At 42.9% G+C, this 26,842-nt stretch carries 21 protein-coding genes; 12 read left to right on the top strand and 9 right to left on the bottom strand.

The window, feature by feature from the left end; all coding sequences use genetic code 11:
* Nucleotides 1-66 precede the first annotated feature (66 nt).
* The 5 genes from J2Z66_RS40120 to J2Z66_RS40100 form a co-directional block, all read right to left on the bottom strand.
* Nucleotides 67-1,665, bottom strand: coding sequence for a response regulator (locus J2Z66_RS40120; RefSeq protein ID WP_209979352.1), 1,599 nt, complete (start codon nt 1,663-1,665; stop codon nt 67-69).
* Between the two features lie 15 nt (nt 1,666-1,680).
* Nucleotides 1,681-3,522 (bottom strand): sensor histidine kinase, encoded by a 1,842-nt coding sequence (locus tag J2Z66_RS40115; RefSeq protein WP_209979350.1) that lies wholly within the window; start codon nt 3,520-3,522, stop codon nt 1,681-1,683.
* Between the two features lie 79 nt (nt 3,523-3,601).
* Nucleotides 3,602-4,492 carry a carbohydrate ABC transporter permease gene (locus J2Z66_RS40110; RefSeq protein ID WP_209979348.1) on the bottom strand — a complete coding sequence of 297 codons (891 nt, stop codon included), beginning with the start codon at nt 4,490-4,492 and terminating at the stop codon, nt 3,602-3,604.
* 34 nt (nt 4,493-4,526) lie between these two features.
* Nucleotides 4,527-5,477 (bottom strand): ABC transporter permease, encoded by a 951-nt coding sequence (locus tag J2Z66_RS40105; protein ID WP_209979345.1) that lies wholly within the window; start codon nt 5,475-5,477, stop codon nt 4,527-4,529.
* 111 nt (nt 5,478-5,588) lie between these two features.
* On the bottom strand, nt 5,589-7,250 hold the full coding sequence (locus J2Z66_RS40100; protein ID WP_209979343.1) for a type 2 periplasmic-binding domain-containing protein: 1,662 nt from the start codon (nt 7,248-7,250) through the stop codon (nt 5,589-5,591).
* Between the two features lie 316 nt (nt 7,251-7,566).
* Here J2Z66_RS40100 and J2Z66_RS40095 point away from each other — a divergent pair, with 316 nt between their 5' ends.
* The 7 genes from J2Z66_RS40095 (at nt 7,567) to J2Z66_RS40065 (ending at nt 18,495) form a co-directional block, all read left to right on the top strand.
* Nucleotides 7,567-13,440: a chitinase N-terminal domain-containing protein gene (locus tag J2Z66_RS40095; protein ID WP_209979341.1), complete on the top strand. Its 5,874-nt coding sequence runs from the start codon at nt 7,567-7,569 to the stop codon at nt 13,438-13,440.
* Between the two features lie 348 nt (nt 13,441-13,788).
* On the top strand, nt 13,789-15,210 hold the full coding sequence (locus tag J2Z66_RS40090) for an extracellular solute-binding protein (protein WP_209979339.1): 1,422 nt from the start codon (nt 13,789-13,791) through the stop codon (nt 15,208-15,210).
* 3 nt (nt 15,211-15,213) lie between these two features.
* Nucleotides 15,214-15,879, top strand: coding sequence for an HAD family hydrolase (locus tag J2Z66_RS40085; RefSeq protein WP_209979338.1), 666 nt, complete (start codon nt 15,214-15,216; stop codon nt 15,877-15,879).
* A gap of 64 nt (nt 15,880-15,943) precedes the next feature.
* Nucleotides 15,944-16,531, top strand: a complete 588-nt coding sequence (locus J2Z66_RS40080) for an ASCH domain-containing protein (RefSeq protein WP_209979336.1) — start codon at nt 15,944-15,946, stop codon at nt 16,529-16,531.
* On the top strand, nt 16,528-17,082 hold the full coding sequence (locus tag J2Z66_RS40075; RefSeq protein ID WP_209979334.1) for an SRPBCC family protein: 555 nt from the start codon (nt 16,528-16,530) through the stop codon (nt 17,080-17,082). Before J2Z66_RS40080 ends, J2Z66_RS40075 begins: the two co-directional genes overlap by 4 nt.
* Nucleotides 17,066-17,614, top strand: coding sequence for a GNAT family N-acetyltransferase (locus J2Z66_RS40070; protein WP_209979372.1), 549 nt, complete (start codon nt 17,066-17,068; stop codon nt 17,612-17,614). The genes J2Z66_RS40075 and J2Z66_RS40070 overlap by 17 nt, the downstream gene beginning before the upstream one ends.
* Nucleotides 17,614-18,495 (top strand): aminoglycoside 6-adenylyltransferase, encoded by an 882-nt coding sequence (locus tag J2Z66_RS40065; protein WP_209979333.1) that lies wholly within the window; start codon nt 17,614-17,616, stop codon nt 18,493-18,495. Before J2Z66_RS40070 ends, J2Z66_RS40065 begins: the two co-directional genes overlap by 1 nt.
* A 68-nt stretch (nt 18,496-18,563) precedes the next feature.
* Here the strand turns inward: J2Z66_RS40065 and J2Z66_RS40060 are convergent, their stop codons facing one another.
* From J2Z66_RS40060 to J2Z66_RS40050, 3 genes are all read right to left on the bottom strand, one after another.
* Entirely contained in the window at nt 18,564-18,992 is a 429-nt protein-coding gene (locus J2Z66_RS40060; protein WP_209979330.1) for a hypothetical protein, read from the bottom strand.
* 16 nt (nt 18,993-19,008) lie between these two features.
* Nucleotides 19,009-20,424: a GNAT family N-acetyltransferase gene (locus J2Z66_RS40055; protein WP_209979328.1), complete on the bottom strand. Its 1,416-nt coding sequence runs from the start codon at nt 20,422-20,424 to the stop codon at nt 19,009-19,011.
* Between the two features lie 217 nt (nt 20,425-20,641).
* Nucleotides 20,642-20,782, bottom strand: a complete 141-nt coding sequence (locus J2Z66_RS40050; RefSeq protein WP_209979326.1) for a hypothetical protein — start codon at nt 20,780-20,782, stop codon at nt 20,642-20,644.
* A gap of 83 nt (nt 20,783-20,865) precedes the next feature.
* On the opposite strand from J2Z66_RS40050, the gene J2Z66_RS40045 reads away from it, so the two are divergent.
* From J2Z66_RS40045 to J2Z66_RS40035, 3 genes are all read left to right on the top strand, one after another.
* Entirely contained in the window at nt 20,866-21,180 is a 315-nt protein-coding gene (locus J2Z66_RS40045) for a hypothetical protein (protein ID WP_209979324.1), read from the top strand.
* A gap of 449 nt (nt 21,181-21,629) precedes the next feature.
* Complete coding sequence (locus J2Z66_RS40040) at nt 21,630-22,208, top strand: hypothetical protein (RefSeq protein ID WP_209979322.1); 579 nt, start codon at nt 21,630-21,632, stop codon at nt 22,206-22,208.
* Nucleotides 22,209-22,594: 386 nt separating this feature from the next.
* Nucleotides 22,595-23,812 (top strand): TerD family protein, encoded by a 1,218-nt coding sequence (locus J2Z66_RS40035; RefSeq protein ID WP_209979321.1) that lies wholly within the window; start codon nt 22,595-22,597, stop codon nt 23,810-23,812.
* Between the two features lie 441 nt (nt 23,813-24,253).
* On the opposite strand, the gene J2Z66_RS40030 is transcribed toward J2Z66_RS40035, so the two are convergent.
* Nucleotides 24,254-24,886, bottom strand: coding sequence for a pyridoxamine 5'-phosphate oxidase family protein (locus tag J2Z66_RS40030; protein WP_209979319.1), 633 nt, complete (start codon nt 24,884-24,886; stop codon nt 24,254-24,256).
* Between the two features lie 123 nt (nt 24,887-25,009).
* Here J2Z66_RS40030 and J2Z66_RS40025 point away from each other — a divergent pair, with 123 nt between their 5' ends.
* Both J2Z66_RS40025 and J2Z66_RS40020 read left to right on the top strand, forming a co-directional pair.
* Entirely contained in the window at nt 25,010-25,720 is a 711-nt protein-coding gene (locus tag J2Z66_RS40025) for a response regulator transcription factor (RefSeq protein WP_209979317.1), read from the top strand.
* On the top strand, nt 25,717-26,823 hold the full coding sequence (locus J2Z66_RS40020) for a sensor histidine kinase (protein WP_209979315.1): 1,107 nt from the start codon (nt 25,717-25,719) through the stop codon (nt 26,821-26,823). The genes J2Z66_RS40025 and J2Z66_RS40020 overlap by 4 nt, the downstream gene beginning before the upstream one ends.
* Nucleotides 26,824-26,842 lie beyond the last annotated feature (19 nt).

Raw genomic sequence — 26,842 nt, 5'->3', positions numbered from 1 at the left:
CCTCCGCAACACACCAAAGCCATGAACACAACACCTCTAAGGACGCCGCAAGGCATCTTTCATAAGTTAACCTCGTACTTCTCCCGGGGTCACGCCCCAGTATTTGCGGAAAACCTTCGTGAAATAGCTGACATCCTTATAACCAAGCGACCTGGCTGTATGAATCACTTTCGTCCCGGCATTAAGTCTTTCCATCGCGAGTTTCATATTCCTGTCCAACACATAGGTGGTGAAAGATTGTCCTGTTGCTTGTTTAAACAATCTTGACAAATAGGTGGGGTTTACATAAAGTTTTTGTGCTAAAAGATGCAGGCTGATAGCCTGGTCTGAGGTTTCCTCAATCATATGAAGCATTTCTTCCACTAGTTGATGACTATTTGAACGGTTGCGCTCCTTGGCATTTTGTGTGATACTGCGCACCGTGCTGTGCAACCATTGGACGATCTTTTCCTTGGTCTGCAAGGAATATAAGTTTTGGAAATAATCGTAGTTGCTTCCAACTACCTCTTTCAACGCCCACCCTTGGGAATGAATGGTACGGACGAACAGACTGCTGAAATAAAGCACATTTTCCTGCACCTCTTCAACGGACTTCGCCTGATCTACCCCAAGAAGAATTAGTTCATTTACGATTTCGATTGCTTTTTCCTGATTCCCGATCTCCAGAGCATTGGAAAGCATTTTTTCAAGCGGTGGGTTGAAGGGGATTTCGGCAAATTCGTCTTTTTTTCCACGATAAGGAATAGCCAGGTTATGACCATGTATAACTCTTTCCTGTAAAGCCCTACGGGCTTGCTTGTAGGATTCGGACACCTCGTCCTTATGAACTAGCGCCTTTCCAATTCCTGCACTGGCTGTCACTTTTAAATATTCTTTAACAATAGTCAAAAATCTGGAGGATAACAGATGAATTTCCGTAATAAATTCGCTTTCTTTCTTATTCGTTTTTTCCATAAAAAGCAACAGGGTGGAATCATCATAATCTTTTAAAATGCAGCAAGAAACATCGTTAAAAAATTCCTTCGCCATTTGATTAAGGGAAAACCTTAGCAAAGAGGTGTCACTATCTGTAAATCGGGTTTCGTGCTCATCAAGCGGATCCATATCAATAACAATAACCGCAAACAAAGTAATAGCCGACAGATCAATTTTGAGATCAGAACTTTGTCTCTCTATTTCCCAGCCGACGTACTGGCCCAACACCCAATGCAGATAGAACGAAGCTTGGAGCTGAGGTAAGTGCTCTTCCCATGTTTTCTGCAAGAGTTCCTGCTTATATAGGACATCGCGCTCGTTCTTGATCTGCTTCTGGGCTTCCATTACGGCAGAAACAATTTCTGTGAAGCCAGCAGGCTTCAATAAATATTTGACGACATTGAATTCAATGGCTTTCTGGGCGTAATAAAAGTCGTCATGGCCGCTAAGAATGATAATTTTGACCGCAGGAAAGTGGGTGGCAAGATGAGCAGCAACAGTGATGCCATCCACCTCGGGCATTTGAATGTCCAGAAGGACAATGTCTGGTTTGGTCAGCTGAAAGAGCTCAATGGCCTCTAATCCATTTCCAGCCGTAGCTACGACTTCAATGTCATGCTCCTCCCAAGGTATATTGTGCGCCATATTATCGAGTAATTGGACCTCGTCTTCCACGATCATTAAATCCATCGCTCACCCTTCTTTCTAATCGAGTGCAAGTTCGTGATAACTATGAAGCGGAATCGAAATCGTGACTATTGTTCCAACATCCAGGGTACTTTCAATAGTTAGATCGGCCTGATTTTTGTAAAAAAGCTTTAATCGTGCCTTTACATTTTTTAATCCGAAGAGTTCATTGCGGTCTTGGTCTTGTCTGGAGCCACCTTTATAATCAGCATAAGTTACTTTATCTAATTGTTGGAGAATAAACTGAAGCCTGTCTGCCTTCATTCCTTTGCCGTCATCTTGGACGACCAGCTTTAGAATCCCGTCCTCGCACCCGGAAGTGATTATTAATTCACCTCCATCCACATTTTTCTCTAGTCCGTGCAGGATTGCATTTTCTACTATGGGCTGCAGCAGAAGCTTAAGAAGTGGAATTTGCCGGCAGTCTTCCGCCACTTGAAACTTAACATTGAAATGATCTCCATACCGCAGCTGCTGTACTCGCAAATAATAACCCAAATGCTCCATGGTTTCCTGGACAGTAAATACTTCCTTTCCCTTACTGAGACTTGTCCGGAAAAACTTGGAGAGATTCAGCACCATCTCACTAATTTCTTTGGCATCATAGTTTTCAGCTTTCCAATAGATAGAGTCCAAGGTGTTATATAAAAAATGCGGATTAATTTGTGATTGCAGCAATTGCAATTCTGTTTTTGCCATCAGCAGCTGCTGCTCGTAGTTATTTTGGATCAAATGCTGCTGCTCCTGGACCATATCATTAAAGGAACGGGTCAAGTTGCCAAAATCATCTTTGCGATCAATAGGCAAACGAGTATTTAAATTGCCTTGTCTTACATGCTTCATCCCATAAGCTAATGAGGATAAGGGAGCGGCGATCCCCCGATACACAACCCAAGAAATAATAGTAGCCAATACAATACTGATAACAATAATATAATAAGTAAATTGTCGTAAATTATTGGACAAATGATAAATTTCTTGAACGGGTTGAACAAGTACAAGCGACCACCCGGTTTCATGGGAGGTAACCCGCGTCAGGATAAACTCATGATTCTGATCCAGTTCAGTTTGCACGACATGATCCTTCGCCTCATCGTAGGCTTCCAGCGGAACTGGCATTGGATGCTCAGAGTTGGAAACGACCAGCTGTCCTTCCTCTGTATATAAATAAATATGTTCTTTATCGGATCTTGTTAAGTTTCCAATCATTTGCAGCAGCTTTTGCTTGTTGATGGTAAACATAATCAGGTTTTGGGGATTTGGTGTGAAATAGTCCATTTGACGGAGCAGCGTAATGCTATCCTTACTAAAGATGGGACCAACCGCAACATCGAAATCCGGCTGATCGTTTTGCGGTATCAACCAGATGCTCGTTCCCTTCTTCTTATTTTTTGTTTCCAGATACCAGGGCTGCTCCTCGAAATTGTCGATTTGTTTGCCTCCGAATCGGGTGGAAAGCAGCACGCCGGAAGATGCATGAAGAATCGATATTTGAGCAAGTAATGGATTAATAGTGTTCACATTCGAAATGCTGGCCAATACCTTGCTGAAGTAGAAGTTAGCCTCGGGAAATGTCTTCGTATCCAGCAAAGATAATTGCTGGTTGATATTATCGTCCGTGGCGACAATCATGGATAATTCCTCTACATTGAGAACTGTAAGGTCAACATATTCCATAGTTCCTGACATTGCATTTTGAATCCGTTCATTCACATGCCGTTCCAGGATAGATTTGGATTCATAATTAGCATACAAGCTAATGGAAACAAGAGGAGCCAGAATTAGCAGGAAATAAATCGTTAAGCGCAGCTGGATGGACTCGATCCATTTGTTTATACACCAATTAAAGAAAGGTTTCATATAGACCTCTAGACCTCCAAACCAGAAATTGTTTAAGTTACACATTCGATTAGAAGGTCTTGAAATCCTTTTTCATGTTTTACCCTTTTATAGCCCCCATGATCATACCTTTAACAAAATACCGTTGTAAAAATGGGTAGACAGCCAAAATGGGCAGAATCGCCACCACAACGGTTGCCATCTTGATGGTTTCCGGTGGCAGCTGTTGCATGACTTGCGAGTTCATCAATTGCAGTTCTTGACTCACATTGGGATTCTGAATCATATTTCGCAGGACCAGTTGAATGGGGTACAGTGATTTATCACTAATATACATAATCGCCCCGAAGAAAGCATTCCAATGGCCGACCGCATAAAAGAGTCCAATGGTAGCAATGATCGGCATGGAGAGTGGAAGCACGATACGGAACATCGTCTGGAAGTCTCCACAGCCATCCACTCGGGCAGCATCCTCGATTTCGTCAGGCAGGTTTTGAAAATAAGTTTTTACAATTAGCATATTAAAGGCCGAAACGAGACCGGGGATGATGAGCGCCCAGACCGTATTGGTCAACCCCACACCTCTAACAACAAGATAAGTAGGGATTAAGCCTCCGTTAAAGAGCATGGTAAAAACAATTGCAAGCAAAATGTGATTGCGTCCGGGAACGAATTTTTTGGAAAGCGGATAGGCTAGTAAAATGGTTGTTATTAAATTTAACGCTGTTCCAACGACCGTAACGAATACAGTTACTTTTAACGCCTGCGGAATTCGGGCACTGGAGAAGATTTCTTTATAGGCGTCAAATGTGATCGATTTTGGTAAAATAACAAACCCGCCACGACTTAATACTTCTGAGAAGGGGGTAATCGACATAATAAAGACGTAATAAATCGGAAATAAACAGGCGAGCGCAAATAGACCTAGAATTATATATAATAAAGCATCCACCACGCGGTCTGCTATTGTTTTTTGTATGACAAATGACATCTATCCAGCCTCCTGACTTGTTGCAAGCTTATTCTTACCAAATACCGGACCCGCCAAATCTTTTGGAAATATGGTTGGCTCCCAGTACCAGGATGAATCCGACGATCGATTTAAAAAAGCCAGTCGCTGCTGAGATACTGAATTCGAGCTGCTCGAGTCCTCTTCGATACACCCATGTATCAATAATATCTCCAACTTCATTGACACGGGCGTTCAAAAAGATAAACACTTGCTCGAACCCGGCGTCCAGAATATGACCAATCCGCAAAATAAGCAAAAGCAAAAATACATCCCGGATGCCTGGTAAGGTGATATGCCATATTTGTCGCCATCGGCTGGCTCCATCTACGACTGCGGCTTCATAGAGCTCACTGTTAATGGAACCTAATGCAGCCAAATAAATGATAGCGCCGAAACCGGTGCTTTTCCATAAATCGCTAATGATGAGCAGGGGGCGGAAAAAGTTTTGATCCGTCATTAAGCTGACAGATCCCCAGCCCATACTTTTGTACAATTGGGATAGTAACCCGGAACCTGGTGTCAAAAAGGCGTAGACGATCCCAAACACGATGACCCATGATAAAAAATGCGGACCGTATGTAATCGTTTGGACGAAGCGCTTAAACCAGCCTACCCGGATTTCGTTCAACATAAGTGCCAGCAATACATCGGGAAACATGCCGAAAATAATACGGTAAAAGCTGATTAACAAAGTGTTCTTTAATATATTAAAAAAGTCAGGGGAAGAGAATATAGTTCTGAAGTTATCGAAGCCAACCCAGGGGCTGTCCCAAACTCCTTTTAACAAGCTATATTCTTTAAATGCAATGACCAGTCCACCCATTGGCAAATAGGAGAAAATTAAATAGTAAGCCAAGCCGGGGACCATCATAATGTAAAACCAGCGGGCTCGATACATGGATTTCCAATTCAATCGGCGACTCGTCTTTTTCGGCTGCTGTGGTAAGGCAATTTCCATTTCCATCCGATAGGTCTCCTTTTCATAGATGTATGACGATCAGGGGAAAGAAGGTGTTCATGCTTTCCCTGATCGTTATGGCAGCAATGTCTTAAAGCAGCGATTTATTACTTATCTTTACTTATCTCTGAACGTAATGGTACGGCCATGGGCTTTGGACATTTGCTCGGCGTAGGCTTCAAATACCGCACGTCCGCCGTACTTCTCCATCAATTCTTCCCGATACTTCGGCCAGTTAGAGGCATCCTTCTCTTCAAATAGTACTTTCACTTGAGTCGCATACAGCTGGTTGCGAAAATCAGCGAGATTGTAACCATCTGGCGGCGCCACGTTCGTTCCAATAGAGGGAAAGTATTTATATGTTTTAATATGCTCAAGAATGGTTCGATCACGATCCGTTTCGTTAGGGCGAATGACATCTAAGCCAAATACTTGCGGCTCATCTGCCATGGAGAAAAATTGATACACGTTTAAGAAGTCTCCCTGATCGATGATATCAGTCTTGTAGGCATCGGCATTTATTGTGATGGTTGTCCCGCTTCTTGTATAATGAGTGCCTTCTTCTCCATAGCGAACGAGCAGAAATCCTTCTTCACTTGCCAACCAGTCGAGGATTTCAATGGATCTTTCGACTTTTTCCAAGGGTGTATCCTTGCCGAACATAAATGGTGCTCCAGGCAAAGCTTCTGTAGCTACGCCGGTTTTACCGAAAGGATGGAAGGGCTGCCAATCTATTTTGTCTGCTTCTAGTTGTTTTCCGGCAGCTTTATAGATTTCTTTCGTTTTGAATTGAACACTGCTCGGTTCGTTATCCAATGCGGCGGTTTTGGCTGCAGAAAAGAAAATTCCCGCTTTTCCTTGAGCCGCTTTATTTAATTCTTCGCCTGATTTTTGCAGAAACCAATCTTCATCGACAATTTTAAGATCAATCACTTTGCGGACATCTTCGATGACTTGCTGTACTTTCAAATCGGAATATGCATCGACTAATTGATCATTCTTTAGTCCAAGCCCATAAAGTCCATGCTTTAAATATTCAGGCCAGGAGAGGTAGAGCATTGTACCATTACCAAAGAGAGTGAGCCCAGTGGTATCATTTGTACCGTTATTGTCTGGATCATTAAAGGTAAATGCTTTCATGACTTCAACCATTTCGTCATAGGTTTCGGGAATTTTCACTTGAATCCCTTTGGCATTTAAATTGTCGAGCCAGTCTTTACGAATATAGTAGGAGTTGTACTGCTGTTTAGCGAACGGCACAGGAGCGCGCATAAACTTGCCTTGTACAGCATAGCGCTGCAGTTCGCCCTCGGAAACCCAATACTTAAAGTAATTCGGCATTTTTTCCGGTGTAACGATTCCCTTCAGGTCTAAAGCCAAGCCATCTTTAATGTAGGTGTTCGAGGCTGCGCCGTCTGCCATAAACATATCGGGCATATCCCGTCCGGCCATTTTCAAATTCAGTTTGGTTGTGAAGTCAGCACCAATCTCCATATGTTCAATTTCCAGATTGACGTTGAACTTTTCTTCGATTTTCTTTTTTACAAAGTCCTTGTCTTTCGCGGGCAAGTTGGAATTATTGGAACCATTGACAAACCATTTCAAGCTTAGCTTTTCTTTCTTTGATTCTGTTGTTCCTGTTTGCTTCACCTCTGCAGTGCTCATTGGAGTGGGGGAACTATCATTCCCGGATTTACCAGAGGTACACGAAGTAATCAATAGTATCAGGGCAAGCGAGCATAACAAGCCAAACCTTATTCCAAACCTTACTTTCTTCATTCAGTCATCCCCTTGGAATTATTTTGTAATCGCTTTCGGACCTAGTATACCTAATATTTTCGCCCAATCCTATAGTACTATTTTAACTTTCGTTGGTAATATTAGCACTTATTTATTGTTCAAAAGATGTTGTTGACACAAATTTTTCTATCATGTAAATTATACATGTAAATAATGGAAAAGGAGGTTCAGCTTGATATTAGAACTTGATCTGCAAAATTTGTAACCGCTTACTACCATGTTTGAAAACACTATTCTATTAAAGGAGCTGTTCATTTTGGTCGCATGTACAAAGATATTCAGGAGATTATGTGTGATGCTGATTTGTTTGCTTGTGCTTCAATCCTTACATGTACCTTATCCATCTGCTTATGCGGAGGTTGTTAACTTGCTCGAGGAAAACCAATTGCCCAAAAACAACGGGTTTGAAGAAGCAGCTGCAAATGGAAAGCCTGCCGATTGGATCATTTATGATAATAATCAGCTTTATGCAAGATCAACGGAACAAACGTATGCAGGATCCTATAGTGTCAAAATGACGAATCTTACTTCTTCTGCGGGACTGCGAAGCTCGAAAATACCTGTAACTCCGGGAACTGTGTATGAAGCGTCGGTGATGACCTATAATGTGGATGCCAGCTCTGAGCTGTATCTGGAATTCTGGGATCAATCCAATCAACGCATTAATCCTGTAGGTAAGAATCTGATTGCTGCCAGAGGAGCATGGGTGAGAAATGAAGTTAAACAACAAGCTCCTGTCAACGCTAGCTATGCTACCTTGCTGTTGTATCAGAGCAGCTTGAACAAAGGCACCGCTTATTTCGACGAAGCCCTCTTCGGAGAGGCTCCTCTGCTGTCAAATGGAGGCTTCGAGTATGTTATGAATCAACTGCCGGATAAATGGGTGAAACTGACTCCCCAATCGGAAGTCGTACCCGCAACGGAGTTGGTGCATGAAGGGAATAGGAGCGTAAAGATAACGAATGATCCGCTAATCGGCGCGGGTGCAGGCTTGCGAAGCGCCAAGATTCCAATTACACCAGGTGTCTTCTATGAGGCAAGCGTGATGTCTTACAATTTGAGCAAAGCTTCGGAATTATATTTGGAATTTTGGGATCAATCGAATAAGCGGATTACTCCTGTCAGTACGAAAACCAATGATGTTCTTCATGTGTGGCAGCCGATTCAAATCCGTCAGCAAGCTCCGCCTAATGCAGTTACTGCGACTCTCCTCTTATATTTATCCAGCAAAAATACAGGCACCGCATACTTTGATGCTGCTGCTTTCGGTATTGCACCACCGACTCCTCCAGAGCTTTCAGTCTACGATCATCTCGTTATTAATACCTCCAAAACGTTGTACCAGATTGGGGACACCGGCAGCATTCATTGGTATGGTACCAGGACTGACGGATCGCTGCTCGACCGTTCCACTGTAACCCATGTAACTTATGAAAGTATGGCTCCAGGCGTTATCTCGATAGATTCCTCTAACGGAAACTTTCAGGTATTAGCTAGTGGCAGCAGTGAAATTAAAGTAAAGGTAACTTCTGATGGTATTACAAAAACTTCAATAGTTACGCTTCGTGCTGATGATTTCAGTGGTGAAATCATCAGCAGCAAAACCAAAAGCACCTATTATACAGAGGCAAAGAAGGCAAATATACAGAACAATATCGACCGGTACGAGTGGGCGCGTTCGCAAAGAGATGCAGCTGTATCGAATGCAGCCCCCTATCTGGCCCTTGATGACAACAAGATTTGGAATATGATTACACCGCAAAGCGTTTCTCGCAGCCTTGGCATTGCCACCCGGTACAACTTAAGACAAAAGCCGAGCCCTGATCCTGCTGATGCGACGATTACGAATTATGGCAATTACCCCTGGAAGATTGACGTGATCAATCAGCCTTGGAAGCTGAAAAGTCCTGTAACGGGCCGCCTTTTTCCGACAAATGATTATGCAGCTTTCTATCAAAGCGGTATTGACGAATATGGTGCGTTCAATTATGAGCTTGCTCTGCAGAACGGTTCACAGTTCTTATCTAACGCGGAAGACCCTTCATCTACTTGGGGTATCGATGATGGTTGGGGCTGGTCGGAGGATAGTGACGATATATGGACCTTTATTGCCTACTATAACCACTGGGGAATTTGGTACAACGGTTTTATTATGAATGCCCTGAACAGCTTAAGGGATGCCTACTTGTTTACTGGCGATCCTGAATATGCGTATAAAGGTCTTATTTTGCTTGACCGTGTAGCAGATGTGTATCCTGATCTTGATGTGACAACCTATCCGTGGGCTAAAGGATTTGATAATGGAGATCCAGGTGTTCATACGGGTCAAGGTAAGGCTGTAAATGATATTTGGGAAACGAATTTAGCCAAAAGTCTGATCTTTGCCTATGATGCCTTTTTTCCAGAGATGGTTAGCCTAGAAAATCGCTTGGTTTCGTTTTTGTCCGATAAAGCTGAGTACTACCATATGGCAAACCCTAAAAATTCCGTGTCTGCGATCCGCAAGAACATGGAAGACAATATCGTCAGGCTCGTTTATCCGGCTATGAAGGGTTCGCAAATCCGTGGGAATATGGGGATGCATCAAAGTACCTTGGCACTAGCAGCTGTCGTTCTCGATGAGGAGAACACATCCAAAGCTTGGCTGGACTATGTCTTTCAGACTGGGGAGCTCATTAAAGTGAGTGATCCTGACAGGCCGTATGGCCGGCAATTTCAGGTAACAGGCGGTGATTTGCAGCGTCTGCTGGTTGATGAAGTGGATCGGGATGGAATGGGGAATGAAGCGGCGCCAGGATATAACGCCATATGGCTCGATACCTTCCTGGAAACGGCTGAGATTTTAGATGGCTATCAACGTTATCCCGAGTACGATATGTATCAAAATGTGAAGTTTCAAAAGATGTTCTCCGCCTATTATCAGCTGGTCATGCTGGGCAAATATACCCCCTCCTTCGGTGATTCCGGCATATTGGGCGCTCCCGGGGTAGTCGGAGATATCCATCACGATATCCTGGCGTTTGAACGGTGGGGAAATCCCTTGCAAGCCCAGCTCATTTATCTGAAAAACGGAAATACAGTAAGTGGGCTGCACGGTAGTATATTTCTGCCCGAGCCCGATCAGATAAGCAGCGATATTGCTGCAATTATTTTGAATCAAGGACCACTGCAGCTGGGTAGCACGATGATGAGCGGTTTCGGTTTCACTGCGCTTCGTGATGGAAAGCCTGCTTTTGATGCGAGTGGGACGATCTATGATTTCAAGGATATGAAGATTGTATCTGCTAATCGCGGGACTAAATATTTGCCAGCCTATAATGCTTTGCTCTTTCAAAACACGGATGGGGCGGGGGCAGCTATTACGTTTGAGTTCGATGTGGCAGTCGCGAATGAATATGATATTGATTTTTTACCCAATAAGGCGGCAAGCTATGGTTCCTATCAATATGCCATTGATGGCGTTTCAATGGGGAATTATGATTTCTATGGAGGTTCAGCCCCTAGCAGTTATTCTACTTTGGCGACACTTTGGCTGGATGCAGGCAAACACACGCTTTCCTTTGAATACGAGGGACAGCATCCAGGTGCTACAGGTTATTTTGCGGCGTTTAAGAAGCTCGCTCTAGTCAGTGAGGAAGAAAGAGTACTGCAGGAGAATGCAGAACCCGATACTCAGCGGGATTTGTGGATGTATTTCGGCAGGAACGGCGGGCATGGACATAAGGATACGCTTAACTTGGGCCTTCATGCCTATGGGATGGATCTGGCTCCAGACCTCGGTTATCCGGATGTAACGGGAAGCGATCCAAAGCGGGTGGAATGGACAGAGAATACAGTAGCGCACAATACAGTCGTGGTAAACAAAGCGAAGCAGGACAATTCTATTGTTGGAATACCGGAGCATTTTGAAGGCAATGGAGATATAAAGCTGTTCGATGTTGAAGCGCCACAAGCCTATTCGGATATTGATTTGTATCGAAGGACTACATCACTTATAAAGGTTGATAGCAAGAATTCCTATGCGGTTGATTTTTTCCGTGTAGAAGGCGGCAGCAATCATACATTCAGCTTTCATGGACCAGATGCTGCGGTATCAACAGAGGGACTGCAGGTTGTTCCGCAAAAGGATGGAAGCGGCAATTACGTAGGCACTTATGCAGGCGCCAGTATTCCCTACGGACAGAAGGAGCCGGGAAGCGGATCAGGCAGCGGGTATAAGGGAAGTGGCTTTCATTATTTATTTGATGTAGATCGTGCCCCCATGCCGCAAGCACCGTTCAGCATTGACTGGAAGGTGAAGGATACATGGGGGGTTCATCCTGAGGATCCCAACGTACATCTTCGCCTTACTATGCTGAATCCGGTCGACGAAGTCGCATTGGCCAGCGGTCAACCGCCGCAGATGAACGCTAAGAGTCCTGATTCTGTGCGTTATATGCTTGCTCAAAGGAATGGTGTGAACTTAAAGTCGACCTTCACCTCTGTAATCGAACCGTATCAGAACGAACGTTTTATTGAGTCTATTGAACGCGTTTCTGTCAAGAATGGCCAGACTCTTGTTACTGATGATACGGTTCAAGCAGTCAAAGTAAAGCTGATAAACGGAAGAACGGATTATATTATGTACTCGCTTCACCCGGATATGGTGTATACCATTGGCGATTACTTGCAATTTAAAGGATTTTTTGGCGTATACTCTGAAAGGAATGGAAATTATGAATCCGCATATGTAAATGATGGAACTCTGATTGGACTCCTGCAGGCACCGGTTATAGATAAGGCATTTGGCAGCTTGGAGGGTACTGTTATTGATTTTACACGTGAGATGTCTCTTCATAATGAGATCAATGTGAAGCTGAATCTTCGAGGTCTCCAGCCGGAAGCATTGGTCGGTCGCATGATTTATGTGGACAATGACAAGATCAGGAATGCTGCTTATGAGATCAAGGGAGTTTCACTAGCAGGAGAGCATGAGTATCGTCTGGAGCTCGGAGATATTACGCTTATCCGCTCTTACCTTAATGCAGCTGATTTCACCCAAGGGTATGTGTACGATATAGCGCCTGATGCAGCTTTCCGAATCCCTCTATCGTATAGTGCTGCTTATGAGCCTGAGCCCGGTTTGCAGGAAGCAAGCTTGGTTGCGAATAAAACGGAATTAACTAACACCGATGTTATTATTACGATCAGCTATCCGGAGGATACGATATGGAAAGAATTCAAGCTCGGAGAAGACGGGGAATGGACTTTGTACTCGGCTCCGGTCGTCGTGCCTGAGAACAGTACCGTATATGCCAGAGGAAGAAATGCAGCCGGGCAAGTCTCGACTAACGTAACTCACTACACCGTAAGTAATATTGATAAGTCTGCACCATCAGTAGTGGTGACATATAGTACAGATATACCAACTAACCAGGCTGTAGTGGCAACGATCTTATCTGACGAACCTGTCACGATTACGAACAATGGGGGGCTTAACACTTATACATTTTATTATAATGGCAGCTTCACCTTTGAATTTGCCGACGCCGCTGGTAATGTGGGCACAGTAATAGCAAGTGTGTCTAACATTTTGTCCAGCAGTACGGCTAAGCCGGGCAGTCCTATTCTTAGCGATGATCATGGTCATGCAGATGGGATAAAAGATGGCAATTACACGATAACAATGAACATGTGGTACGGAAATAATGGCAGCCTTTATAAGCTTTACGAGAACGACGTATTGATCGATACTCAGATCGTTGCAGATGCGGCGCCAGCTGCACAAACAGCGGCAACTCAGCTTAGTGGCAAGATGAACGGTACTTATCGTTACTATGGAGAGCTTATCAATGCTTATGGAATAACCAAGAGCAATACTCATGTGGTAGAGGTAACCAGAGCAGCACCAGACAAACCAGTTATTTCCCATGATAATTGGGATGGAGATGGCAGCTTTCAGGTGAGTATGAATTTGTGGTGGGGTACGAATGGGGACACATATCACTTATATGAAAACGGAGTTTTAGTGGATACCCAAACACTTACCGGGCAAACCCCTTCCTCTCAATCTGCTGTTACGAGTATGTTAAACAAAGAGCCGGGTACCTATGAGTATCGGGCTGAGCTGGTCAATTATGCGGGAAGTACTTCTAGTGATGTGATGACTGTTGTTGTTGTGAGCCAATAGATGAGGAGGACGCCCTTGTGGCGTCCTTTGAAGTTTGTGTTCATGACGTCGTGCATTGGGAGAGAGTCTACTCTGGGATTCCACCGCTGTTAAATATGTGTTCCCCTGAATGAATCCTAGGACGTAGGAACACATCTTTAAATGCGGCCGCTACCGCTTTCCATCCCAGAGCAGACTCCCTCTATCAGCATATAACTATATGAACAACAATTTTCAAACAGACAGCCCAAGCGTTCTCTCCCAGGGGATAAAGGAACGTTTTTCATAAATATCCGTTTATGATATGATTATTTTTACATGATTAGCTGTACGCTGCTTAATCAGGAATAGTCATAGGAGGCCCACGTTGTGAGAGCAGGCTCTAAAAAGTATGCCAAATTCTTAAACGAGATCAAGCTGAGAATTATAAGTGGCGAGCTCAAGGAAGGTGATTTCATACCATCCGAGAACAAGATTTCACAACACTATGGGCTCAGCCGGCCAACCGTTCGTAAAGCTATAGCGGAGCTAGCCATGGAGGGTCTTATTCAGACTATTCCTGGCAAAGGCAGTGTCATTCTCAAAACCTTACATTTGGAGCTTAATGTTATCCTACTTAATCTTTTTTGGTACTTACCCTCTAACGAATTCCCGGTGATACAAATGATCGTTGAGAGGTTTAATAAAGAGCACAGACATATTCAGATCCGCTTAATCACCTTTACTCATTCGATTACACCAAGCATCTATGCCAGTTATAGAAACATCAATCTGCACGAGCAGACACCTGACTTAATCAGTTTAACAAATCGTTTTCTGCATGAGCTGAACTCGGAGCAGATGGAGTCGATCCTTACACCTCTTACTGATCTTGATATGGGTACAAAGGAAGAGGTTTACCGTTTCTTGTGGAAATCGAATATGAAGAATGAAGCTTTATTTGCGGTTCCGATTACATTTTCACCTGTTATGCTTGTATTTAACAAAGAGATTTTTGACCGGGCAGGTCTTGATTATCCTAACAACTGCTGGACCTGGAGTGATTTTTTGGATGCAGCCTCCAAGTTGACGGAGCGGGAAAGTGAATCTAATGCACAGTATGGCTTTGCCTTCTCCCCTTCTTTTTATCGTTGGCCGCTGTTCTTCTTGCAGGAAGGAGGCTGTTTCGTCCAAGACGACTTGGCTTTTCCTCCACTGAAAGAAGGGAACGCCGGCATTCAATTCATTCTTGATCTGATTTATAAGCATAAGGTCACTCCGTTTCTTTTTCGGAACTCTGCTTTAAGTGAGCAATTGTTTCAAAGGGGAAAAGTTGGGATGATTATGTCAACGTATTATTTCAGTGAGTCATTTATGAAGAACTCTTTTGAGTGGGGAATATGCAAATTTCCTGGCGGAACGCTCGACAAATCATTGGCAATCTCGACGAATGTGGGGATTAGCAGGGAATGCCGCCATGTTGATGAAGCCAGGTATTTCCTCGAATACTTGATTTCAGAACCGATTCAGGCATTTATTAAGGCGAACAGCACGACGATTCCTGCACTGCAGCAAATAGCCGAGTCGACCGAATTTCCTCCGGATGCTTTCTCCGCCTCCTCTGGCAGTGGGTATTATTCCTTTATGGATACGCTGCATGATGTTCAGGTTGTTAATGATTTAGGCTTAACTTATAAACAAGTCGCAGATCTTTCACATGCGCTTGAAATGGTTTGGTGCAGAACGGATTCTTTTGATCAAGTTTGGGAGCATTTAAATAAAATCTGGATACAACCACAACTTAGGAGATGAACTATGCCCACTGAACTTGTGCTTTTCGACTTTGATGGAACACTGGCAGATACATTACCTGCATCTTTTTCTGCATTTAAAACAGTTTTTAAAAAGTACGATGATCAAGATGTTACAAGTGACGAGCTTGTAGCTATGTTTGGCCCGACGGAAGATGAGATTATCTTGAATAATTTCTCCAATAAAGAAGCGGTTCGTCGCGCTGTTCAAGAATATTATGAGATGTACAGTCAGGGTCACAATCAAACCATTGAAATCAATGCTATCATTGTTTTATTGCAGTTTCTGAAAGAGCGGGGAATGAAAATCGGCGTAATTACCGGAAAAAGTACCCGAGCCTATCAAATTTCAGCAGAAGCTTTAAACTTAACGTCCTATTTCGATTATGTTGTTACGGGGAATGATGTCGTGCATCCGAAGCCGCATCCAGAAGGTGTACTCAAAGCAATAGATTATTTTGGGATTAAAGCAGATAAAACTGTGTTTCTTGGTGATAGCAATGCTGATATTTTGGCTGGAAAGGCAGCAGGAGTTCAGACGTTTGCAGTTCAGTGGCTATCAACGTTCCAATCATCTGTATTTGATGTCAAGCCTGACAGGACTTTTAATAGTACGAGTGAATTTATTCAGCTAATTGAAGAAGAACATGATAAACGGAGAAATGGGTAGCAAGTCCAGGTGGCATCTTTCTCAGCTTGGATTTCCAAAAAATGAGTGAGGGGATCATGAATGTATGCTTTTCAAAAACCATATTCTAGATGGCATTGCGAAGGGTGAGATTTCGCTTGCTTTTCGTCGTTGGAAAAGTGCCCGTGTCAATAGTGGTAGTCGTCTTCACACAACAATAGGCGTTCTTGAAATCGTATCAATTGAAGCTATTCATGATTGGGAAATATCGGATGAGGATATCAAGCAAGCAGGGTTTTCTACGCGTGAGGGGCTGTTGAAAGAGATCAATTCTTTTAGCAATGATGGAAATATATATAGAATTGTATTGGTACATATAGGGGCTGATCCCCGTGAAGAACTGCGGGAAAGGAATGAATTGACTGAACAAGAATTTGTTGAAGTGCGAGGTAAGCTTGAACGATTGGATAAGGCCAGTCCCCATGGCCCATGGACAGCTAAATTTATGTGTATCATAAAGCAATATCCTGGTTTGAGATCTACGGAGCTTGCTTCTGCAATTGAATGGGAAACGGAAAAGTTTAAGCTGAATGTCCGTAAGCTTAAAAATATCGGACTCACAATTAGTCTGGGGACCGGATATCAAATATCGCCGCGTGGCGAGGTAGTGATGGAGCGGCTAGAGCTCAAATGAAGCATGGTTTGAAAGGGGAAGTTATGATTAATGTCGATCAGAAAAACAATGTGTTTAAAGCATTAGCTGATCCTAGCAGAAGGCTTCTCCTTGATTTGCTATACGAAGCGGCTCAAATATGGATTAGAACAAGTCCAGAACGTTTGTGGCGAGCGCTTACTGATCCTGAGATGACAAGGAAATTTTTGTATCAATCCCGGGTTGTTTCTGATTGGAAGTTAGGAAATGATGTTACGTTTGTAGATGATGAAGGCTGCATAACTGCTGTGGGTAAGCTTGTGGCATTGGATCCGCCTAAAAGACTTTCTTATACATGGAAGCTGCTATCCGTTCCTGAAACAGCTGTAGATGAGCCTTCGCGCATTACTTATGAAATTATAGAGAGCGCAGATATGCCAGATGTTTGCTCGCTTACGGTAACACATGACCAATTTGAGCATGCTCCACATACCTTCCATTTCGTCGGCAACGGATGGCCTGCTGTATTGTCGAATTTAAAAACATTGCTGGAGACGGGCACTCCGCTCATTGAATATGCAATTGAAAATTGACGATAACAACATGCTCAAGCTGCTCGAAACAGAAGATGCTAATGAGTTATTTGCTTTAACAGACAGGTCGAGAAATTATCTTCGCGAATGGCTTCCTTGGGTTGATTTCACTCTGAATGTGGATCATACGAAGTCTTTTATCCAATTTTGTCAGAATCAGCATGCTAATCATGATGGTTTCAATGCGGGTATTTGGTTCAAAGGAGAAATCGCTGGTTGTATTGGATATCATGCAATTGATTGGGTAAATAAAAAAACAAGTATCGGCTATTGGTTGGGAGAGAACTATCAAGGTCACGGAATTATGACAAAAGCATGTGAGAAAATGGTCGATTATGCTTTCCATCATTTAGGTCTTAACAGAGTTGAAATTAGATGTGGCGTTGAAAATGTTAAAAGCAGGGCGATTCCTGAAAAATTGAGGTTCACGCAAGAAGGCTGTATTCGCCAAGCCGAATGGATCTATGATCACTACATTGACCATGTGGTTTATGGAATGTTAAGAAGTGACTGGGGGGAGAGGGTAAATTGATGAATGATGTGTATGAGGTGCTCCAAGAGCGTATAGTGAACTGGGGCAATTTGAATGAGGAGATCATAGCGATTTACATGGTTGGATCAAGAGCGAGAGTAGATAAACCGTTTGATGAATTTTCTGATTTGGATATTGTTGTCTTTTCAACTAATCCGGATTACTATCTTCAAAACGACGAATGGTTGCTAAGTATCGGCAAGGTCTGGACAAGCTTTATGTATAATACAGCTGGCGGGGACCCAGAAAGGCTCGTTCTCTTTGATCAAGGGGCAGAGGTTGACTTTTTATTTCATCCTGTTTCTAATTTTGATAATTTAATCAAATGCGGCGAGACTCCTCAAGGCTTTCAGCTAGGTGCCAAGATTCTTCTTGATAAGACGGGAATAGGAGAAAAAATATTACCTCAAACGATAAAAACAGCAAAGGCTTCTGAAAATAATCGTATAACCGAAAGTGCTTATTTGCAGGTTGTTAACATGTTTGGTTTTGCCTGCCTCTATGTGGCTAAACAAATTTTGCGTAATGAAATGTGGGTAGCTAACCAAAGGGATAAAGATTGTAAACAGTTGTTGTTACTGATGGTAGAGTTGCATGCAAAAGCCTTACACGGACCTGATTATGATACATGGCATGCGGGCAAGTTTATCGATGAATGGGCTGATATAGATGTAGTTACCAATATGAAACAGTCATTTGGGGATTATGATCAAAAAAACAGTTGGAAAGCACTATGTATTTCTTTTGAATTATTCAGTCGTTTGTCATGGGGAGTAGCTAATACATATAATTTTGCTTATCCAGACAAGTTGTTTTTCAATATTCGTACCTGGTTGGAGGCGCACCAGTTAGAAGTGTTGAATCCCTCGAATACAAAGTAGATTCCTTATAAAATGTGCAGGCCGATTGCTGAAATGCTGGAAGCTTTCGGCTTGCACATCCTTTAATTTCACTTAGTTTCCTTCCATATAAACTCGCTAGAACCAGCGGCCTTTTCGGCAATTATAGAAAGATTTTCTCCGTCACCCAATTCTTCAATTTGAAAATTATAGGGTAATAATAGCTTTTTATAATCTTTCTCTTGAGTAAACGTTGTGGCATAATCGAGGTAAGAATCCACAATTTTTTTCAATTGTTCAATGGTTATTTTGTTGTGGTCAAACTGTATGCCCAGTTTAAATAATTTCTCTTCAAGGTTACTAGCAAAACCCGTAAGAATAATACCTTGCTCCTTGTTAAGCTCATTGCTACTTTCGGCAAAACCCTTTCTTATTTGAGAAAATTCTTTATTTTCGTTACCATTCTTACACGCTGCAAGGAACGACAACAAACCTATCAAAACAATGATAAGTACAACATGACGTAAAGGGTATCTCAAGATTTATCCTCGCTTTCTAAGTAAACAATTGCCGTATAACTTCACTGTCATTCCGCTTGATTTCCATAAATCCTAGTGAAGTGTATAAGTTCGCAGCACGTTCATTCTCAGGCCGATGTCCTAGAAGGATTTTGTTGCAGTTATGTTCCGTTTTTATATATCGAATCAACGCATTCATAGCGATTCTACCGAAGCCTTTACTCTGAAAGTTTTTGTCAATCATAAAAGCCATGATCCAATAGTTCCCGTCGCCTGGATCGACTGCGTATACGGCAAATCCTATCTGTTCTTCTTCCGCATATATAGCGAGAGGTATGAAATTACAATACGCGGACTCAGCCAGCCAATACACTATAGGGACTGGAAAAAAGGCTTTTTGTTCATTGGTAACCTCCAGTTGGGTGGAGGCGAACCAGTCGTTTGCTGTAATTTTCCGTAACACAATAAGTGGCTGAAAGCCAGCGCGAATCTGATCGCATTTTCTGAGCAATTTATGCTGAAGTTGAATGACCCATTCAGGAAGATCAGGGATATCCATGTTCTGCATACTGCGAAGCAGTCGTGCAAATGTATAAAGGTCTGAAAATCTCTGAAATAGGGGCATCAATTCGACGTACTTAATATCCAGATGTTTTACGGATTTATATCCGCTAATAAAACACTCGATATTCTTTTGGGCTTCTGCATCATTTTGCTCGATCAGATCAGATAAAGCCGAGGTGATGTCCATCATCAACCAATGATACATGGAATCATCAAAATCGATGACACTATATCGTGACGCCTCTTTCATGTAGAAGAGATTGTCCGGCTGAAAATCATAGTGTATGAGACCCGTCTGCCCGGCACCTGAGGGGAGTTCAGAAAGCAAGCTTTTCAATCGTACGCACTCTTGTAGTGCCTCAATTTCCTGAGGATGGCTCTGTAAAACGGAAAATACAAAATCAAGAGCGTCTTTCCAACTTTTTGGAGAAGCTGCATTGGCTGCTATAGGTCTATACGATTCGGATAAGTGATGAAGGGCTGCAAGCGACTGTCCCCAATGAGAATAATGAAGGTCTGACATTTGATGAAGTGGTATATGAACTCCTTTCGCCTGCTCGAAAACGACTCCGTGATAATTTCCGTTCTCAGTTGTAACTGTTTCAATCCATTTTCCGTTTCTGGAGGGAACAAGAGCTGCAGCAGGATAACCCTTATCCATTAGAAACCACATAAAATCAAGCTCAGCTTGAATGTGTTCAATGGAATGATCTTTTTCATGAATAAATCTTAAAAAGTGCGGCTTGCCATGCATCTGAAACAAATAAACAAAATTACTGCTGGCTCTCCAGAATGTTAACGTATCTGCATCATGAATCCAGTAATGAATCAATTTTTTGGCAGGAGAGTCATTTTCTAAACCCCGTACCATGTTGATTAAGGACATCATTTCCTGTTTGCCTCCCAAGCCTATAGAGAGGTGCTTTTATATTACAAATAATGACCTCTCACAGGCATCCTATTGTTTATGTTCGTTTTCAAACATCATCACTCCTTTTGAACGTATTAGGATAAACATGCTCATTTTGAGGTGTATCTCATTTAATATTATGGATAATAAAACCATTTTTATCAAGATGTCATTTGCATATAATTGTTTTATCCATCTAAACCGGCGTGTAGTTTCCGCGAGCGCGTTCGTATATTTCCAAGTGTATTCCGTCAAATATTGCTTTGCCGCGCGCATTTTTTGATAAACGTTCGATATCGCTGCTGTACTGAGCGTCTACATCTAAGAGCTTCGTCAATGGACGTCTTCCTTACGTGTGTTTTGACATTTTCTACGAGTTTGATATAATAGTGGACTTACCAAATAATAGGAGGGGTCATCATGGATTTTGAGCAAGATGTAAGGGAGTTATTGGATCGAATTCAGGAAAAAGAGAAAAAAAGAGAAAGCCAGCTAGAATTATTCCATGACATAATTATTAGTGTCCTTCAAAGAACACAGAGCAAAAGAGCCTCCTATAGACTTGAAAGGAAATCAGATCCTAGTGGCACTGTTTTTTGGGATATATCAATTAATAAAGTAAAATTTATTATATTTGACGAAGAATTAATAGAAGTCATTAACACAGCAAGTGTAGATTTAACGTACTATGTTGAGTCAAAAACTTTAGAATTCCTAAGGAAAGAGCTGGAATAAGTACGTGCCGTTGTCGATGGGAGGATTGGAGACGGACTGTTGCGGTGGTTTAGTTCAAAGGTGGACGTTTCCAGTTGTATAAAATGTAGTGCGCATCTTTGGGTGCGCGCTTATTTTTGCTTGAATGTGCACCTAAGAAAGTATGAAAGAAGCTAATGCCACTTGAAGCTTTGCAGCGAAATTTTCTATCTCCAAGGGGTCTTGGACCGTAGCTATATCAAGGTGTTGAGCGTTTTTTATGTATAAAAAATGTAAGGTTATAAGTCATAAAAAGAAATGGTTTCCCATAGGAATCATTGAAATGAATGATAACCCTGAGGGGAAGGAGGTTCCTACGTATCGGCATGCAAATCACACCACTTGAAATTATCTTGAAAAAATCTGTTTCAAGTTTTAAAGTATTGGGTAATAGAGTGGCGGGATACAAAAAAATTAGATAGGGTGAACTGATGAAGAAGCTCAAAAGTTATGCAAGCATGTGTTTATTTATTGTGTGTATGGTATTCGTGTCAGCTTGTGGAAATTCGGCAACAATCGTTACAGAGGATGGTACTGCGAAGGTGTCTAAAGATGGAGAGGAAGTTTCCATTAAGAGTGAAGACGGGGAAGCGACCATTAAATCAAGTGATGATAACAAAAATGTGAAAATAGAAAGCAAGGACAAGGATGGCAACAGCAGCACGTCGGAGTTCTCCGAAAGCGGGAAAGTTCCAGACGATTTGCCTAAGCACATTCCTTTGCCCGACAAAGCAAAAGTGACAAGCTCTATTAAGAGCAATAGTGAAGGCAATACCACGATTATCATTGTGTTCTCTGTTGAAACGAAGATGGATGAGCTCCACACGTTGTATTCTGATTATTTGAAAGATAAAGGTTATTTAGAGACTACGGATATGATGGGGGATGACTTTATTATGGCTTCTGGAACACTTGATGAAAGTACATTCTCAATGGTCGCAGCAAAAAATGATCCAGAAGCTGATAACATTGAGGCGACGATTACTTGGGTAGAAAAAACGGCCAAATAACTTATTTGGCAAATATATCAGGAAGAGGGAATGGCTGTGGGAGGAAGAGCGGAAGCGTCCGCCTTTAAAGATTTGTTCCTACCTCCTCATCCATTCCATTCAGGGAACAAATCTTTAACAGCGGCTGGAGCCCACAGCCATTCCCTCCGCAACGCATCCAAGTCACGAACACGCACATCAAAGGACGCCGCAAGGGACTGTTGACAAAAGCCAATTTTACGAAAAATGCCTTTTAGATACCCAGTGTTTATGCGGGTTCTCAAACGTCAATTTCGTCAATAAGGTAATTTGTCAACAGTCCCGCAAGGCGTTTCTCTTATTCCCAATATATGCTATACTCAGTCACACAAACAGTGGTAATCCAACCTAGACCTGGAGTGATTGCAATGATTATCTTAAAAGGGCAAAAAATCGACATTACAAAAGGGAAGAGTATTAAAGATATCTCAATCGGTCTGACTTGGCACAACATAGATCCGGGTATCGACATTAATGTCTCAGCTTTCCTATTGAATTCAAACGGGATTTGTATGAAAGACGAGGACTTTATCTTTTATAACCAGCAGACAAGCCGGCAAGGAGCCGTCGTTCATTCCGAAAAGGCAGGTAGCGATCGGGAGCTTATTCGTATCTCATTTGGTAAGGTACCCCAAGATATTGAGAAGATCGCCGTTACAGTTACCATTCACGAAGGAGAAACGAAAGGGCAAGCGTTCGCGCAGGTACAAGATGCCCTTTGCAGGATCTATGATTCTGGGAGCGATGAGGAGATTGGCCGGTTCAACTTCATTGAAGGTCTCCAGAAAGAAACAGCCATTGTAGTCGGCGAGATGTATATATATAAAGGAGAATGGAAGTTTAATGCGGTTGGCAGCGGGTTCAACGGAGGACTCGCCGCTCTTGTGAAAAACTTTGGCCTTGAAGTGACGGAGGCTGAAGCGCAAGCGGAAACGGCAGCTGTGAATGAGGTTGATGAGGTTACTCCAAAGACGCCTCCCGAACCTTCCTCTCCAACCCAATTATTAAAAGTAGAACTCAAGAAAAAAGGCAGCATCAATATTGTTAAGTCTGAGAAAGTAACGGCCACTCTTGTATGGGAAACAAATAAAGACTTGGATCTGTACTGTTTCTATGTAACAAATGATTTTGAGGTCGGGAAAATTTACTATGGGAATCTTGGCTCCCCGCACAGCACGCCGTACATCCAATTGGATGGTGATGCCCTCGAGCATGGAACCGAAACTATAGTTATCCATCGTCCTAAAGAATTGCAATTTGTCTTATTTGCTGCATATAGTGCCATCAGCAATGGCACAGGCAGCTTCAAATCGATGAAAGTTCGGGCAGTTGTTGATAATCATCAAGGACAGGTTGTCAGCACTTTTCTCCATGAAAAGAACGATTTTGCTTATTGGGTGGCTATTGCCCACATTGACTTTACCGGAAGCAATGAAATGAAGGTGAGTCACGTGGAAAAGTATTCGCGTGATGGAGAAGAACGCAGCCCCCTTCTTTACAAAGATGGCTCCTTCAAAATGGACGTTGGCCCAATAGAGTTTAAAAATTCCTCAGATGACGATTATCTTCTAGATGATGATCTTTAATAAGACAGAGCCCGCCTCTCCCGAAATGAGCGTGTGCTTCACTTTACGATGTTTTTCATCGTTAAAGTAAGGTTGTGGTGAGGACCTAGTGCCTTTAACGATGAAAAACATCGTTAAAGCATCAGGTCCTTCTCAGCAGCGCGGGCTCTTCATCCCCAGCGTCTGCACTTGCTAGGAAACCCCCTCTAATCAAGAGAAAAAACCTTGCTGGTAGTCCGTTTGAACTTGGTATTCGTGCGATTCGTGCGAATGCAGCTAAAGAGAGGGAATGGCTGTGGGAGGAAGAGCGATAGCATCCGCCTTTAAAGATTTGTTCCTACCACCTCATCGATTCCATTCAGGGAACAAATCTTTAACAGCGGCTGGAGCCCACAGCCATTCCCTCCCCTAGCACGAGCGTCACGAACACGCTCCTCAAAGGACGCCGCAAGGCGCTTTTTCTCAATAAAGTCTCTTCTCATAGCTTTCTTGTAAGCCTTTTTTGATAACGTCTACGCTGAAATCACTTGAATTGACATGAGTTGATAAAATCTCAGGTATTGAGGGCAGATCACTTTTGCTTAACCAGGATGGTTGATCCCACAGGTGAGACCTTTTAAAAGCTTTAGCACAGTGAATATAACATTCCTCGATTGTCACGCCTATGGCGAGCAAAGGTGTTTTTTCCCTCGCTTTCATCTGGTTCAAAATGTCCTCATCCTTAATGACATAAGCCCGCCCATTGATTCTCAATGTTTCTTCGAGCCCCGGAATGATGAATATTAATCCAATGTGTGGATTGGACACTATATTTCTTAAGGAGTCAATCCGGCGATTTCCAGGTCGCTCTGGAATAACCAGATGTTTATCGTCCAGCACTAAAACAGAACCAGGTGAATCTCCCCGGGGAGAAACGTCACAATTACCTTGCCGATCAGCTGTAGATACAAATAATAAAGAGGACTGGGCGATGAAATTCCGGCAATGCTGGTCTAATGCAGCTATGGCTTTAAGCCGGACTACTTCGCTGGGATTTCCTAACAGCTCTCTAATCTCATTTTCTGAGGTCAAAATTTCTTTATAGTAAGTTTCCACTACAGTTCTCCTTTTGTTGTATGGCTAATGTTAGTATAATGGATAAACCGTATTTCCTTCTACTATTGTATAATAGATGGACTGCGGTTTTATGTTATGAAGCAAAAGGGGAGATATTTGTTGGTGTATCGCATTATGATCGTGGAAGATGACGATAAGATTGCTGAGATTCTCAAAAATTACGCTCAAAGGTATGGCTATGAAGCGTTCTGTGTTCAGCAGTTTACACATATAAAAGAACAGTTTCTGGAGCGCCAGCCGGATCTGCTGCTGTTGGATATTAATTTGCCGAGCTATGACGGCTTTTATTGGTGCAGGCAAATTCGCACAGTGTCCAATGTTCCGATTATTTTCATTTCAGCCAGGACGGGGGAGATGGATCAGGTTATGGCGATTGAGAATGGCGGGGATGATTATATTACGAAGCCTTTCTACCTGGAGGTCGTTCTGGCCAAGATAAAAAGTGCACTGCGCAGAGCCTATGGCGAATATGCAGTGCCTGCAGAGAATAGGGATACGCTGGAAACTGCCGGGCTGATTCTGGATCGTACGCGAAATACGTTAAGCTGGAATGATTCTCAGGTCGAATTGACCCACAAGGAATGCATGCTGTATGACGCGCTGGCGAGGACAGCTGGGGCGATTGTCTCCAGGGAAAACTTACTGGAAGCTCTTTGGGACGATACACAGTTTGTCGATGATAACACCCTCACCGTAAATGTAACCAGGCTGCGGAAAAAGCTTGAGCAATTAAATATTTATGATGCTGTGGAAACCGTAAGAGGGCAGGGATACCGGCTTCATATATCTTGGAGCGGTGGTGGTTCTAAATGAAGCCTATGAAACCTATGGGGACTATGAAGCTGAAAAAATCTGTTTTTCTATTTGGTCATTTTGTGAGGGATCGGATCATGTATCTGCTCTCCTTTTTGGTCTGCTCGATCTGTATCGTCACCATCGCTGTCTTAGGTATTTCATCTCAAACTGGGAGTTACCGGGAAAGCAGCATTGCCTACTTATTTATACTAACGATCATTTTTGCACTTGCCCCGCTTGTTATCGATTACCTGCGGCAGGCTGCCTTTCACCGCTCGATTGAAGCTTTAATAGATTCGAAAGAGCATGCTATGGACGCTTTTGTCGGTCTTGCACCGGGAATTACACGGGATCAACAGCTCTTAACACAGGCTATGGCCATTCAGTATGCCAAATATATGGAGCTTCTTGAACAATACAGGGGGTTGGAAGAGAGAAGGCAGATTTTTACAACGCAATGGGTGCATCAGATGAAAACGCCGGTGTCCGTTATAGACTTGCTAACCCAGGAAGAGACAGTCCCTTCCAAAGAGGATCCACAGAAAAAGCTGAGCAGTATTCGAGAAGAAAATGAGCGTATCGCCCACAATCTGGAGATGGTTCTCTATGAGGCGAGATTGGGACAATTTGAGCATGACTTGCACCTTGGTCGCGTTCATTTGAACAAGCTGCTGCGAACTGTAATCAATGGATACAAAACTTCACTTATACGCGCCCATATTTATCCTTCCTTGACAGGGGATGAGGCCGAGGTAGAAACGGATGAGAAATGGATGATTTTTGTGGTCAATCAGGTTGTATCCAATGCCATCAAGTATTCAAAGTTGCGGGAAGGAACGAAGAGGCTGCACATACAGGTAACTCAAGGTCCGGTGGAAACGAGGCTAACCCTTGCAGATGAAGGAATCGGTATCCCAGAGCAGGATTTGCTGCGTGTTTTTGATCCTTTTTTTACAGGAGAAAATGGCAGGAAAACAAAGGAATCCACCGGAATGGGGTTGTTTTTGGCGAATGAGGTGTGTCAGCGGCTAGGCCATGAATTATCCATCGAATCCACAGAAGGCAGTGGAACGAAGGTCACGATCTGTTTCACTGGTAAAAGTATATTTCAGATGAATTGAAGCTAATTCTGGCGGACTT

The sequence above is a fragment of the Paenibacillus eucommiae genome (assembly GCF_017874215.1).
Taxonomy (GTDB): domain Bacteria; phylum Bacillota; class Bacilli; order Paenibacillales; family NBRC-103111; genus Paenibacillus_AI; species Paenibacillus_AI eucommiae.
This window is presented reverse-complemented; position numbering and strand designations above follow the sequence as displayed.